General features: G+C 54.0%; 10 protein-coding genes, 1 tRNA gene and 1 pseudogene. 3 read left to right on the top strand and 9 right to left on the bottom strand.

The window, feature by feature from the left end; translation table 11 throughout:
• Positions 1-1,030: 1,030 nt before the first annotated feature.
• From AQ981_RS08090 to AQ981_RS08080, 3 genes and pseudogenes are all read right to left on the bottom strand, one after another.
• Complete coding sequence (locus tag AQ981_RS08090; RefSeq protein WP_058911241.1) at positions 1,031-1,969, bottom strand: sulfonate ABC transporter substrate-binding protein; 939 nt, start codon at positions 1,967-1,969, stop codon at positions 1,031-1,033.
• A gap of 138 nt (positions 1,970-2,107) precedes the next feature.
• Positions 2,108-2,776: pseudogene (locus tag AQ981_RS08085) on the bottom strand (phage tail tape measure protein); the annotation flags it as partial.
• A 64-nt stretch (positions 2,777-2,840) separates the two neighbouring features.
• Positions 2,841-3,200 (bottom strand): zinc ribbon domain-containing protein, encoded by a 360-nt coding sequence (locus tag AQ981_RS08080; protein WP_420809749.1) that lies wholly within the window; start codon positions 3,198-3,200, stop codon positions 2,841-2,843.
• Between the two features lie 785 nt (positions 3,201-3,985).
• On the opposite strand from AQ981_RS08080, the gene AQ981_RS27605 reads away from it, so the two are divergent.
• The 3 genes from AQ981_RS27605 to AQ981_RS26855 all read left to right on the top strand — a co-directional run bounded on the left by AQ981_RS27605 (position 3,986) and on the right by AQ981_RS26855 (position 7,148).
• On the top strand, positions 3,986-4,219 hold the full coding sequence (locus AQ981_RS27605) for a hypothetical protein (RefSeq protein ID WP_154675917.1): 234 nt from the start codon (positions 3,986-3,988) through the stop codon (positions 4,217-4,219).
• A gap of 355 nt (positions 4,220-4,574) precedes the next feature.
• Entirely contained in the window at positions 4,575-6,077 is a 1,503-nt protein-coding gene (gene proP / locus AQ981_RS08075) for a glycine betaine/L-proline transporter ProP (protein WP_058911238.1), read from the top strand.
• 384 nt (positions 6,078-6,461) lie between these two features.
• The gene (locus AQ981_RS26855; protein WP_058911237.1) at positions 6,462-7,148 is read left to right on the top strand and encodes a hypothetical protein; all 687 of its coding nucleotides are present in this window, start codon (positions 6,462-6,464) and stop codon (positions 7,146-7,148) included.
• A gap of 197 nt (positions 7,149-7,345) precedes the next feature.
• Here AQ981_RS26855 and AQ981_RS08065 read toward each other — a convergent pair.
• The 6 genes from AQ981_RS08065 to AQ981_RS08040 form a co-directional block, all read right to left on the bottom strand.
• Positions 7,346-7,421, bottom strand: a tRNA-Asn gene (locus AQ981_RS08065).
• A gap of 169 nt (positions 7,422-7,590) precedes the next feature.
• Positions 7,591-8,334: a lipoyl protein ligase domain-containing protein gene (locus AQ981_RS08060; RefSeq protein ID WP_058911236.1), complete on the bottom strand. Its 744-nt coding sequence runs from the start codon at positions 8,332-8,334 to the stop codon at positions 7,591-7,593.
• Between the two features lie 117 nt (positions 8,335-8,451).
• Positions 8,452-9,780, bottom strand: a complete 1,329-nt coding sequence (shiA, locus tag AQ981_RS08055) for a shikimate transporter (protein ID WP_058911235.1) — start codon at positions 9,778-9,780, stop codon at positions 8,452-8,454.
• Between the two features lie 315 nt (positions 9,781-10,095).
• On the bottom strand, positions 10,096-11,556 hold the full coding sequence (locus AQ981_RS08050) for an AMP nucleosidase (RefSeq protein ID WP_058911234.1): 1,461 nt from the start codon (positions 11,554-11,556) through the stop codon (positions 10,096-10,098).
• Between the two features lie 124 nt (positions 11,557-11,680).
• On the bottom strand, positions 11,681-13,849 hold the full coding sequence (locus AQ981_RS08045) for a TonB-dependent siderophore receptor (RefSeq protein ID WP_420809748.1): 2,169 nt from the start codon (positions 13,847-13,849) through the stop codon (positions 11,681-11,683).
• 296 nt (positions 13,850-14,145) lie between these two features.
• Positions 14,146-14,892, bottom strand: coding sequence for an SAM-dependent methyltransferase (locus AQ981_RS08040; protein WP_058911232.1), 747 nt, complete (start codon positions 14,890-14,892; stop codon positions 14,146-14,148).
• Positions 14,893-14,900 lie beyond the last annotated feature (8 nt).

The following is a 14,900-nucleotide window of genomic DNA, read 5'->3' as shown; positions in this document are numbered from 1 at the left end:
GTTATCAGTGAACGGGTCGGGGAGCGTCCCGCTCGCTCCCCGACACCCCTCGCGGCCCCGCAACGGAAATCGCCGCTTCGCGGGAACTTCCACTCCCGGCCTTATCCCGCGGACCGGGCATGACTTGATGTCCTGTTTTGGTATGCTGGCTGGCATCGGTCTGTGGTGTTGCTGTTTTTTTCGTTCACGCGGTGAATCTGGTGTGAGTCTGAAGCTCCGTTTTTTTCCGTTCACTTTATGTCTGGTGCTCTTTGCTGACGTCAGTTCTCAGTGAACGGGTCGGGGAGCGTCCCGCTCGCTCCCCGACACCCCTCGCGGCCCCGCAACGGAAATCGCCCGCTTCGCGGGAACTTCCACTCCCGGCCTTATCCCGCGGACCGGGCATGACTCGACGTCCTGTCTCGGCATGCCCTCCCGGCGCCATCCATGACGCCAGGTCCTTGTCTCGCGGCCTTCGTTCCAGCGATTTCCAGCGGGGGGATATGTCCCGCTGCCATTTTATTGTCTGGTTTGCAGCATCTGTGTCGCGGTAAGGCTGATTTAATTTTTTGAAAAATGGGTGTAAGTCTGCGGGAAGTCTGCAAAAAATTTGTAGCAGCATCAAAGTAAAAACAAGATCTATCAACTGGAAACTACGGTTTCCTGAAAGTTCCGGTAACGCCCCTATAGCAATAAATATGTCCTCTAAAATCCCCGATTTCACCGCGGGGGGTTAAGTCCGGCTTAAAATCGTCGGCAATTTTTGCGGATGGCCGGGGCGGGGACAAAAACGTCACTTGCGTTGGCTCCGCAGGGATACGCCTCGTTTCAGGCGGGCGCATCCGTCCCAAGGCCAGAGGTGTGAATTAACGGGTATCGCGTGACCCGGGCCCAAAATCAGTGTTGTGCTGATTTTACTGCCGGAAGTCTGGAGTGGAGAGAGGGCGGCGCCTGGGCCCTCTCTGGTTCGTGCCATCGTGGTTGACGGAATCATAGACTTAAAGTGAACGACACCTCTGCCGGCGCATCAGGCTAAAAAACCAGCGGCATCCTATTGATCCTGCCCCCACTTCGCACTATTCACCTCTACCTTCACCGGGAGCAGCCCGATGCGCGTAAACGTATCCGCCAGCGCCTGCTGCTCGCTGAATACCGCCGGCGTCATGCGTTCGGCGCCGAAGGTGGTGCGGCCAATGGCTTTTTCCCATATCGCTTTATCCAGCCCGGTAGAGCGGGAAAGTAGCCCGGCGGCTTCCGGGCGGTGTTCATTGGCCCAGCCACTTAGTTGCTGCAGTTCATCGATAATCTCCTGCGCCAGTTGTGGCTGCCCGTCAGCAAACTTACGACTGGCGAGGTAAAAAGTGTAGTGGGGCGCCAGCCCCTCCGCGTTGGCTAACTGCCTGGCGTGGGCGTTAGTTTCAACCTCCGCCAGGAAAGGATCCCAGATAGCCCAGGCGTCAATGGCCCCGCGCTGGAAGGCGGCCCGGGCATCCGCCGGTGGCAGATAAACCGGGGTGATATCTTTATAACTCAGCCCGGCGTTCTCCAGTGCCCGCACCAGCAGGTAGTTAACGTCAGACCCCTTATTCAACCCCACTCGCTTACCTTTCAAATCGGCAACGGTTTTGATAGCTGAATCCTGAGGCACAACGATGGCCTCGGTTTTTGGGCTGGCCGGTGAGTGCCCCAGATAGACCAGATCCGCTTGCGCGGCCTGGGCGAAAACCGGCGGCGCATCGCCGGTGGCCGCCAGATCGATACTGCCAACATTCAACCCTTCCAACATCTGCGGCCCGGCCGGGAATTCTACCCAGCGAACCTGTATACCTGTTTTACCCAAACGCTGCTCCAGCGTACCCCGGGATTTCAACAGAGCAAAAATATTGGCCTTTTGATAGCCGATAGTAACCGTTTCCGCCGCCGCATGCGCCAGCCCGGACAACCCAATGGCCAGTGTCAGCGCCGTCAGGCGCCATAGGTGTTTTCTCATTGTTTTGCTTCCTGTTGTGATGACTGTGCCAGGATAACAAACGTGGCTTATAACGTTTAAATAACAAAATTGAGTTTGTTATAGCGAAAAACGCATTTAGCCTGTTTCCGGGTGACTGGCCATTAAAATAATCACTATATGCGCTTTAACTGCATCCCGTTCCGCCTGAGCTTCTCCGGTAACTTCCCTGCGGGTTTCAGCAAGTTTCTGGCTGTACCGGTCAAATTGCTCTGTATTGATTTTTCCATTTTTTAATGCTTCTGATAGCGAATGTTGCTGCTGGTCAAGGTTTTTTAATGCCGAAGTCAGAGGGTCAATTTTAGCAAGCATAGTTTCAAATGCCCGCGCCTGCGTCTCCAGTTGAGCTGCTGCGAGCTTACCAGCTTTTTCTGCCTCTCTTTGAGCCTGCGCTACACCACTCAATTCCTCAGTGGTTTCATCCAGCTTTTGCTTGAGAAATAAAAACTCCTCTTTATCAATCAGCCCAGAATCAAAATATTTTTTCACCTCAGAAAAACGCCTACCTACTTCATTAATAGCTGCGCCAATAGGATCTATTTTATTGCGGAGAGCTTCGAAAGCCTGCCGTTGTTCGTTAATTGATTCAGTGCTTTTTTTTGCGTCGGTTGATCCAGCCCTCATCCATGAATTAAGTTGCTTTGTGGAGCCAGAAAGATCATCTGTTGCTCTCTCTGCCTTTTCCCCTGCCTGAGTCATACGGACAAGAGCAGTAGCAAGATTGTCAGCGTTTTTTTCAGCTCCGCTACTATCAACAATTATCGCAAGGCGAGATGTTTGCTCTGTCATTTATCCTTCTCCGGACAATAAAAAACCCGCAATAGCGGGTTTTTTTAATGTTGCAAAGTGAATATCACATAAATTCTTTATAGGTACCTAAGAATTCATCACGAATATTAGGAGGTAATTTCCCCTGTAATTCCTTAATTTTATCTTGATATTTTATCATTAATTTAACAGGTGAATAATTTTGATTTTTTATTTTCATCTCACAAACTAAGTCAGCTACTGCCCCTCTATTTAGCTTAGCCTCACCATCATCAACATAATAAAAATTAACAGCAACCCATACATCTGAATTAATTTTAGCGCTGTGTTTAATATCGCTACCACAATGTTTACATTTTATTGCGTCAGGGCTAATATATTCGGCGCAGAATGGACATTTGACATCATAGTTTGGAGTGGGCATTTTTTTTCCTAAAGCGATCATTAACACTCCACATATCAAAATTACTCCGCCAATGATTGTATGGTTTTGCCTTTCTGCCATTAAGCCAAAATTATTAACATAATTACCTGATTCGCTCCAAACGGTTACATTCATATTCAATGCAACAATTAGCCAGACAGCTCCAACCAGTAACACCAACCATCCTAAGATACGCATAGCACACACCCCATCAGAAACAATCAATAACATCCTACCAATTACTGACTCGAAGATCAGCTTTCGCTATTATTGTGTTGACTATTGAGTACTATGGCCCACTTAGGCGGGCTCTCATCTATCCTCATTTCGATCCTGTTCATCAGCCCAATCTGAACGCCATGAATCATCAAGCGCAAAAATGGCCGTTTCGAACTCTACACGATCTATCACCAGAGGTCTTGAAATCAAAAAACGATCTATATCGGCCAGTGATAGCGGGAGCGGCGCAGCGGCCATGCCAGCAAACTGGCGGGAACGGGAGATTATGGCATACGCGTTCAGGATCTCCGCAGTCACCTCATCAATGTCAGGTGCTGGAACAGGCGGTAAATTCAGCCGTTCCCGCTTCCATTGAGCTTTATCCCCCTGCTCGCCGCCGAACGTCTTTAGCCACGCCTGCGCCTCTAGGGCTTTTTTACAGTTTCCTGAGTCTGCTGCTCTTTACCCTGAGCAATATTTGCAGCCTCTGCCAGTATCAGCCAGTACAGTTCAGGGTGCTGTTTGAGCATGATGGCCCCCATTTCTGGTGTGTAGTCGATAGCAACTTGTGCGGTTATTTATGAAAAATGCCACTGGCGGGTGCTCTGTCGTCTGAATATCAGGATTCCGCTGGTGATTTCCTTAATAAACCTCAGGAAATTGATGGCGTTTTTTCTGTGCCTGTTTTGCGTATCACAGGTTCTTTTTTATGGCGCGATACATCTGAATTTTCACCCGGCAGAAAAATTTTTTTACGGTTGTCCGTGGCTATATTTTTTCCTGTAACAGGGGAGAAATTTTCTTTCTTACCTGCAACGTGATATCCCCGATGAACACTGGCCTGGTGGCAAAATCAGTACAACGATAAACAGAAGAATAACGCGACATTATTTTCTGCTTTATAGTGACAATTATCCAGAACAGTAAACTTATGTGAAGTTGATCACGCTTTTAATCGCTGGTAGGGTAGAGAGACGATTCACCGTTCTGCCAGGCGTCAACAGGTTAGATTGTACAAAGAGCGAACAGCTCGTGGAATTAAACCTGCTACGCTTGAATCAGGTACCCGGAGCAAGGTGGGTGCCGATGCAAAACTCCCCGCTGTAACTGGCCGTTCTTACAAGGCAAGGCGCCAGGCCGGGAGTGTGCTCAGGACGATAGCGAAAGAGGATAAAAATGCTAAAAAGGAAAAAAATAAAACCGATCACGCTGCGTGATGTGACGATCATTGATGATGGGAAATTACGCAAAGCGATCACCGCGGCATCTCTCGGTAATGCCATGGAGTGGTTTGACTTTGGTGTTTATGGATTTGTTGCCTACGCACTTGGCAAAGTCTTTTTTCCGGATGCCAATCCCAGCGTACAAATGATCGCTGCTCTGGCGACATTCTCCGTACCGTTTCTTATTCGCCCGCTCGGCGGTTTATTTTTCGGGATGCTTGGTGATAAATACGGTCGCCAGAAAATACTCGCCATTACTATCGTCATTATGTCGATAAGTACCTTCTGTATCGGACTCATTCCCTCGTATGCCTCTATTGGAATCTGGGCGCCAATTCTGCTGCTGATCTGTAAAATGGCGCAGGGCTTTTCGGTGGGCGGTGAATATACCGGAGCATCTATCTTTGTGGCGGAATATTCCCCGGACCGCAAGCGCGGCTTTATGGGGAGCTGGCTGGATTTCGGCTCCATTGCCGGGTTCGTGCTCGGCGCCGGCGTAGTGGTATTGATCTCATCCATGGTCGGGGAGGCGAACTTCCTGGAATGGGGCTGGCGTATCCCGTTCTTCCTGGCGCTGCCGCTGGGGATTATCGGGCTGTACCTGCGCCATGCGCTGGAGGAGACTCCGGCGTTCCAGCAGCACGTTGAAAAGCTGGAGCAGGGCGATCGCCAGGGGCTGCAGGAAGGACCAAAGGTCTCTTTCAAAGAGATTGCTACCCAGCACTGGCGTAGCCTGCTGACCTGTATCGGTCTGGTGATTGCCACCAACGTGACTTATTACATGCTGCTCACCTATATGCCGAGCTATTTATCCCATAATCTGCACTATTCAGAAGATCATGGGGTGCTGATTATCATCGCCATTATGATCGGGATGCTGTTTGTCCAGCCGGTAATGGGGCTACTCAGCGACCATTTTGGTCGCCGTCCGTTTGTGGTTATCGGTAGTATTGCGCTGTTTGCACTCGCCATACCGGCATTTATGTTAATTAACAGCAATGTGACGGTGCTGATTTTTGCCGGTCTGTTAATGCTGGCGGTGGTGCTCAACTGTTTTACCGGGGTGATGGCATCTTCGCTGCCGGCGATGTTTCCGACCCATATTCGCTACAGCGCGCTGGCCAGCGCCTTTAACATCTCAGTGCTGGTGGCCGGGCTGACGCCGACGCTGGCGGCGTGGCTGGTGGAGAGTACCTCAGACCTGATGATGCCTGCTTATTATCTGATGGTGATTGCCGCTATCGGTCTGGTGACCGGTCTGACGATGAAAGAGACCGCCAACCGTCCGCTGAAAGGGGCGACGCCGGCGGCCTCGGATATCCAGGAAGCGAAAGAAATTCTCCGCGAGCATCACGACAATATCGAACACAAAATTGAAGATATTGATAAAGAGATTGCTGAATTGCAGGAGAAACGCTCCCGCCTGGTGCAGCAGCACCCGCGTATTGAAGAGTAAGTCTTCTGCTCAAAACTGTCCCTCGCAGATGCGGGGGATTTTTTTATCCTGCGCACCGGGAATTCAGGGCGTGTGGGCAATGTCATACTGGCGCGTAGTGAGCATTTTTCGGCGTGGAAAAGGTTAATGTATTGCATCATCACCAGTATGGCTGGGTGAGCGCTATTATCGCAGGGTATTAATGGCAGACTGTGCTGGCGGCCTTCAGCCCGGGGAGGCGCGTGGTGCCGCCTGGATGGGGCGATCGCCCGGCGCAGGCTATTCAGGTAATCAATGGTTGATAAACCTGCCAACGATGAATAGAATCTTTCATCATCGGAAGGATTTTATTCTCAGTTCATTGAGGTAAGAGAAATTCTTATTTCTGGCTGCTACGGATGGCACATGGTCGATTCCTCGTTGTTGTTTTTTTACGGCTTTATCGGGCTGGTAATAATCTACCTGATCTTTTCATTTGTTCGCCGGTCCGGGAAATGGTCAGCAATAATCCAGATCCTGTCTCTTATCGCCTGCATGCTTATCCCGCTGTTGTTTGTGGATTTTGGCAGCGGTTTATGGGTATTGTCGACAATAATACTGACACTTCTTGCCAGCCTGGCTATTTCTATTATTGTGTCGTTCACCAATGCCTGGCTGACGGGGAAAGAACTTAATCAAACGATCAGCGCCATACATGACGCAGGGATTGCTGCTATAGCGGAAAAGGCGGGTCATGAAGCGGTAAGATGCGGAATTCATATACACTGGTACGTCGTCTATTTTCCATCACAGGATCTGCTGGAAATAGGTATTAATCAAATTAACGTTACTCCCCGGTTGGGTTCAAAATTTTATGTCAAAACCCTGGCGGGGCGAGTCCTGTATCTGACTCCGGAATACATTGTTCATCCCATCAATGACGACATCGACATGGTGTGTTCGCTCAATGAATTCTATTCGTTCAGTGATAAAACAAAAAGCCTGGTCGATAATTATATCCTGGCAATAAAAGATAATGTTCCGGAGCCATGGCAAATAAAAAATGCTGCGGTGGGTGCGACTGAGAATAAGCAATCTGGCCGTTGTGAATAAATAATTATTCGCTGTCCGGGGATTATCTTAATGATGTTACCGCGCTGTAATCTCTGGAGCAGGAAAATGGTGGCTTTTGCCTGGCGAAGTGGTACCGCTGGCATCACAGCGGGATAGCGCAACAGGTTGATTCGACGCTTAGCGTCAGTCAGCGTTCAAAAGCAAAAAGCCTGCTCGCAGGCAGGCTTTTCTGAATCTGGCTCCTCTGACTGGACTCGAACCAGTGACATACGGATTAACAGTCCGCCGTTCTACCGACTGAACTACAGAGGAATTGTGTGAACGGGGCGCATATTAGCGAGGCGCAGTGGGGTTGTCAAAGCCATTTTGCTGAAAAAAATGCGTCTGCTGATAAATTATCCGCAGTGGCGTAAAAATCGTCTTTTTACCGCCGCAGTGCGGACTAATCAATCAGTTGTCTCTCCGTTTGCGGCTTTTGACGTTACGCTGGCGCAGCGCCCAGCAACTCCGCCAGAACGCCGCAAAACTGTGCCTGAAGATCGTTGCGCGGCGCGGCCAGGGCGGCCAGCGTTACAGTTTTGTCGACGTCGTAGCGGCGACCACTGTTAATGGCGGCCTCAAAAGCGTTCGCAATATGGTGCGCTGCGATAAGGTCGGCTGTCACCAGGATAACTGCGTGGGCCAGTACCACATGACCCTTGCTATCGGGAAGAGGGCGCCAGTACTGGGCGGTACCGACAATTTTGCGCGCATGTTCTCCCTGACCGCAGGCCAGATTGTAGCGGCCATCGCAAAATGAACCGGTTACTGACTGAAAGTGACTGACGACGCCAAAGCGTTTCAGAGCGCGCTGAATCAGTGCGCACAGTTGCAGATAGACCGGTTCGGCGGCGTCTCCCAGTGGCTGGTTGATCGGCCAGGCGAGGCTGAGGTTGATGATCCCTTTCCCCTGGGGAACCAGTCCGCCGCCGGAACGGCGTAACCATACCGGCCAGCCCCAGGCGGCAAAATCAGCGCAGGCGGCCTGTAGACCGGCAAAACGTCGGTAACTGCCCGGAACTACCAGCCCCTGCGGCGCCTGCCAGATCTGCGCCACCGCCTCTCCGGCACTGGCGCGGGCGATCAACGGCTGCTCCGCGCTGGTTGGATCCGGGCACAGCACTATCCGCGGTTGCGGGAGGAGAAAGCGTTGCGGCCAGAAAATGGGCGCAGTATCAGTGTTCATCTGGCGACCTCGGTTTAACGTATTGATGCCAGGCAAGCAAAATAATTAGTAACATCACACCACAGCCGCCGGGCACGAACAAGGGCGGAGCCCCGGCGGCTCCGCGGATGAGGGGGATTAATGCGCCGTATGTTTCGGCGTTTTCATCAGGATTGCCGTCAGGGCGGAAAGCAGGCAGCCCGCCGTGAGGTAGATAGCCACGCTGTGCCACGATCCGCCGGAGAAGGTTACCAGCGCTGCGGCGATAAAGGGCGTGAATCCGCCGCCGACCACGCTGGCTACCTGATAGCCGACGCCGGCGCCGCTGTAGCGATAGCTGGCGCCGAACATCTCGGTGAACATTGGCTGCTGGACGCAAACCACCATGTCATGGGCAATGTTGGCCAACATCAGGGAGAAGAAAACAATCCAGAATACCGACTGAGCCTCCAGCGCCATAAAGAACGGGAAAGCGCTCAGGGTACCGAGCAGCGCGCCGGTCACATAGATACGCCGGCGGCCAAAACGGTCGGCCATCCAGGCAAAGCAGGGGATGGTCAGGCAACTGATACCCCCCACCAGCAGGCCTATGTTGAGGAACAACTCCCGCGGCAGCCCGAGGTTTTGGGTGGAGTAGTTCAGGGCGAAGGCGGTCACGATATACATCGTCAGCAGCTCGCACAGGCGTAGCGCAATGATCAGCAGGAAAGCGCCGGGATGGCGTACCAGGGCCTCCAGCACCGGCAGGCGCTGTTTTTGCTCCTGCTGACTGGCGCTGCGCTGCTGCTCTTCAAATTCGGCGGACTCCTCCATACCGTTACGGATCCACAGCGCTACCAGTACCAGCAGAATGCTGAACAGGAACGGCAGCCGCCAGCCCCAGCTCAGGAACTGCTCGTCAGTGGTCAGATAGCTGATCAGCGACACTAATCCGGTGGAGAGTAGCAGCCCGACGCCGTAACCTACCTGGACGCCGCTGCTGTAAAAGGCGCGTTTGTTTTTCGGCGCGCTTTCCACTGCCAGCAGCGCCGCGCCGCCCCATTCGCCGCCCACGGCGAAACCCTGAATGGCCCGCAGCAGCACCAACAGAACCGGCGCCCACCAGCCGATGGTATCAAAGGAGGGCAGAATGCCGATACAGGCGGTGGCGATACCCATCATCCAGACGGTCATCATCAGCATGCGTTTACGGCCCAGGCGGTCGCCGAAATGGCCGAAAATGATGCCTCCCAGCGGGCGGAACAAAAAGCCGACGCCGAACGTGGCGAAGGCGGCGAGCGTCCCCATGGCCGGACCGATCTGCGGGAAAAATTCGCGGTTAAACACCAGCGCAGCGGTAATGCCATAGAGTAAAAAATCATACCAGTCGACGACGGCGCCGGCGAAACTGCCCCAGGCAGCGCGGCGGGCGCGGTTGAGTGACGGTGCCTCCTCACCTGATGTGGTGGAAATAAGCGTTGAGTCCATAACTGTCCTGTCGGTTGCTGAATTTGTAATTATTGGTATTTATAAAATCGGTTGCTCACTGTTTGCGCGCCAAAAACTATTGGCGCGACTTATGAGACTACCGCGACAGCGGGCGGGAGAAAAATGATTTTTAGCCCTCTACGGGGGCTGAGGGGCGGAAACGGGATAATTCAGAATAAAATCTGACCGCAGGCCACGCTTACCGGGCGTCGGACGCATGTCGCCAGTAAATTCCCTATGAAATAGCGCTGGAAGGGCAATGGGTAGCATGCCGGCGTTCAGCAAGCGCGATTCTCCTGAACGCCGGCGGCGCTTTTAGCGGAACGGCGGTTCGTTAAAGGTGCGCAGTTTGCGTGAATGCAGTCGCTCACCCTCCGCCTGAAGTAGCGCGATCGCCCGGATACCTATCTGCAGATGTTCCGAGATAGCGCCTTCATAAAAGCGGTTTGCCTGGCCGGGCAGTTTGATCTCGCCGTGCAGGGGTTTGTCCGACACGCATAGCAGGGTACCGTAGGGAACCCGGAAGCGATACCCCTGGGCGGCGATAGTGGCGCTTTCCATATCGATAGCCACCGCGCGGCTGAGGTTGAAGCGCAGGGCTGAGGCGGAGTAGCGCAGTTCCCAGTTGCGGTCATCAGTGGTGACGACGGTGCCGGTTCTCAGGCGCTGTTTGACCTCTTCGCCAGGCATTCCGCTTACCAGTTTGGTGGCGTCGTACAGGGCGCGCTGCACTTCCGCGATGCTCGGGATCGGGATATCCGGCGGCAGGACCGCATCCAGCACATGGTCGTCGCGCAAATAGGCGTGCGCCAGCACATAATCGCCGATGTTCTGGCTTTCGCGCAGCCCGCCGCAGTGGCCGATCATCAGCCAGGCCGCCGGGCGCAGTACTGCCAGGTGGTCGCAAATGTTCTTGGCGTTCGACGGCCCGACGCCGATGTTGATAAGCGTAATGCCCTCGCCGTCAGCGGTGATCAGATGCCAGGCAGGCATCTGGTGCTTTTTCCACGCCAGATCGGAAATCTCTTGCTCGGGCGCTTCGGTCTCGGCGGTTATCCAGTTGCCGCCGGCGCAGGACATGGCGATATACGGGCTGTCGGGGTCGAGGATCTGGCTACAGCCCCAGCGCACGAACTCATCCACATAGCGGGTGTAGTTGGTAAACAGTACGAAGGGCTGAAAATGTTCCACCGGCGTGCCGGTGTAGTGGCGCAGACGCGCCAGTGAGAAATCCACCCGCCGGGCGTCGAAATGGGACAGCGGGTAAAACTCGGTTGGATGGAACAGGCCATCGGCGGTTTCATCGCCAATCTGCGCCAGCTCGGTGGTGGGGAAGTGGCGCGTCAGGCCGGCGCTCATCGAACGGTCCAGCGCCAGGCTGGAGCCGTCAATCACATACGGATAAGGGATTTCATGCAGCGATGGTCCCACTTCGATAGTGGCGCCGTAATCCTCCACCAGCATGGTTAACTGTTCCAGCAGATAGTGGCGGAACAGCGCCGGGCGGGTTACCGTGGTGGTATAGCAGCCCGGATGCGTAAAGCGGCCCCAGGCGCGGGTTTTCGGCGGCGTGATGGCATCGCCGTCCCAGGTGACGCTGAGCTGTGGGTAGACGAACAGCCCCTGATGGCGGACTTGCGGGTCGGGGATGCTGCCATCCTCAATAAATCGGGCAATGGCGTGACGCAGAGCGTCCACCGCGGCATCATACTGCGCTTCTAATTGGTCGAGCGCTTCAGCGGGCGTCAGACGCTGACGCGATGTGGGGTGAGTCATGGTATCTCCTTAATCAAGCCGTGGCCCGGTCGCCGGGTGCCGGTCTTTGTAGTATGTCATGGCATAAGGAGAACGGAAGCGAAAAGCGGCAAAAGGGCCGCCGACTGGCGACGGCCCGGGAGGATCAGAAGGACATGGTTACACCGGCATAATAAGCGCGGCCCGGTTCGTTATAGGTGGATGCGCCGTCGTTTTCACGGTACAGGCGTTTGTCGAACAGGTTGCTGACGCCGGCGTTAACCAGCAGATTTTTGGTTAACTGGTAATTACCGCCAATACCGACGATGGAATAGGCGCCCACTTCGCGGTTCGACATGGCGTCGACTTCGGTGCGAATCTCGGCGTATTCACGCGGTTTCTGGCGGCCATACATTGTCCAGTTAACGTTGGTGGACAGTTTATCGGTAACCTGCCAGTCCAGCATGGTGTTAATGGTGTATTCCGGAATGATCGACAGCGGGTTGCCGGTATCTTTGTTTTCTGACTGGATCATATAGGTGGCGTTGGTTCGCCAGGTCAGGGTGTCACGCACCAGCGGAATGGTCAGGTTACCTTCCAGGCCTTCCACCACTGCCTTGCCGCCGTTTTCCCAGCGCAGAATATTATTGCCGTTTGAGGCATAACCGATGATATCGCTACCGGAAACGATTTTGTTTTTATAATCGTTACGGAAATAAGTGATACCGGCAATATAGCCATCGTAGTTGAACTCAAGGCCAATCTCTTTGTTGACGCTGATTTCCGGTTTCAGGTCATCGTTACCCAACAGGTAGCAACTGCCGCTGGCGATGGTGTTTGGGCAGCCGTTGCCGCGGGTGGAGAGCAGATAACCTTCGCTGGACTGATAGAGGTTCGGAGCCTTGTAAGCCCGGGCGATACCGGCTTTAACCTTAAAGTATTCCCCTAACTCCTGAGAGGCGTTGAGGCTCGGGCTCCAGTTGGAACCAAACTTGTTGTGATAGTCGAAGCGCAGCCCCGGAATGATAAAGGTGCCGGGCAGCGCCTCGATATTATCTTCAAAGTAGAGTCCGGTGATTTCTGCGCTGTTTTTGCTGCTGCGCCGGGAAGGATCGCCGGAGATATTACCGATAGTTTCCCCGGAGGCGTCAGTGGCGGACATGGAAGCCGGATCGTTAAGCGCTTCGCGATCCCAGTCAGCGCCCAGCGTGACCATATGATCGACCCACAGAGTGACCGGGAAGTTGATCTCGGTGGTGGCGCGATAGCTCTCAAGGCGGCTGGTGTCATACACATCGCTGTTGATCATCCCCTCGACTTTACCCGTGGACCCTTCCTGCAGGCGGGTGTTATTGGTTTTCTCGTAGTAGAAACCGGTTTTCGACTGGCCCCAGTCCCAGACGCCGTTATGGGTGATGCCGTAATTCTGGCGGTACATACGGTTGGTTTCCTGGCCATACAGGGAGCTGACCAGACCATTGGGGCTGAGGTTACCGTTACTGTACTGGGTATCGCCGGCGTAAATATTCCCCTGGCGGCTGTAGCCGTAATCGACATCGACAATCTGCGTCGGGGTGATTTTCCAGGATAGCTGGCCGTTGATGTCCTTGTTGCGCACTCCTTCGCGCCCGGCGGCGTAAGAACCGTTTTGGGCGGTGTTGATATCCCAGGCATCGGGTTCGGTTTTGTTGATGTTGCCGTACAGGCGCATGGTCAGAGCATCGCCAGCCAGCGGGCCGGTAAGATTAAAGTTGGCGCGCCTGGTGGCGCCTTCTTTATTGTCTTCCGGCTGGTTAGTGTACAGAGAGAGCGAACCGTGCCAGTCGTTGGTCGGGCGTTTGGTGATGATGTTAACCACACCGCCGGCGGCGCCGGAGCCATAGCGGGCGGCTGCCGGGCCGCGGATCACTTCGATACGCTCAACCAGTTCAACCGGCACCCAGTTGGTATCGCCGCGGGTATCGCGCTCCCCACGCCAGCTGTAGCGTACCGAGTTACGGGAACTGACGGGAACGCCGTCGACCATGATCAGCGTGTTTTCCGGCCCCATACCGCGGATGTCGATCTGGCGGTTGTTACCCCTGCTGCCGGTGGCGCTGTTGCCGGTGAGGTTGACGCCGGGCATTTTGCGAATGATATCGGAAAGGTCGTTCACCGGCGGCTCTTTTTTAATATCTTCCGCCGTGATGATGGAAACGCCAGGCTGCTGTTTCAGTTCCTCTTCGGCCGTGGCGCGCACCACCATCTGATCCTCGTTTTCCGCGGCAAATACGCTGCTCGCCATCAACGTGGTTAAAAACAGCGCCAGTGGACGCATGGTGTGAATCCTTGACATCGTCATCCCCAAACTCTCCATTATTTATTCATATTTAGAGAATGCGCATGATAATGATTGTTATTTGTATTTCATATTGGCGTGGTGAATATTCATGATTTATTCATTCTTATTCATTATTTCTTCACAATTGGCGCTTGTAAGTGAGAGGGAAATGTGAGCAAGCCGGCATGCGCATGCCGGCCGCCTTGCGGTGTCTGGCAGGTTGTTCGCTACTAACAGCCGGCGGGTAAGTTCACCCGCCAGTTGCACCCTTACTAAGTAAGGCTCCGGCGCCGGAGGCCTTCTGTTTCACCTCACCGCGCGATTAACGCAAACACTCCCCAGCCAAAGTATTCCCGCGTGTATGTGACGTGGCGTTTGGGCGAGATAGTCAACTCTGCCCGAACGTCCTGCGCAAATTCATCATCCGGGTTTTGCTCCAGCCAGCGGCGCATCGTCAGCCACTTCGCGGCTTCATATCTGTCCCAGCCTTCCTGGTCTGCCAGCACCATCTCCACCACGTCATAACCCTGTGCGTCGAAAGAGGCGACGAGGTCGGGAAGGGTCAGGAAATCGGCCACGGATGTGACGCCACAGGCTTGGGCCAGCTCTTCAGTTTCAGGCAGATGACGCCAGTACGGCTCACCGATAAGCAGCATTCCGCCTGGCCTGAGGCTCTGCGCCAGCAGTTCAAGGGTCCCGGCGACGCCGCCAGCAATCCAGGTAGCGCCGATGCAGGCCGCCACGTCGCATTTTTCATCGGCGACGTAACCGGCGGCGTCGCTATGGATAAAATGCACGCGTTCAGTGACGTTGAGTTCTTCTGCGCGCCGTTTTGCCTGCGCGGTGAAGAGTGGACTCATGTCGATGCCAACGCCGGTAATCCCATGTTCGTGGGCCCAGGTGCATAGCATCTCACCCGAGCCGCTGCCCAGATCGAGAATTCGCCAACCCGGCTTCATGCGCAATACGCGGCCAAGCGTGGCATATTTTTCTGGCGTGAACGGGTTATGGATGCGGTGTTCGCTTTCGCTAATGGTAAAAATACGTGGGATATCCATCATTCTCT

Origin of the sequence: Entomohabitans teleogrylli (assembly GCF_001484765.1) — a bacterium.
Lineage (GTDB): Bacteria > Pseudomonadota > Gammaproteobacteria > Enterobacterales > Enterobacteriaceae > Entomohabitans > Entomohabitans teleogrylli.
Note: the sequence above shows the minus strand (reverse complement) of the source record. Positions and strands in the feature narration are given on the sequence as shown.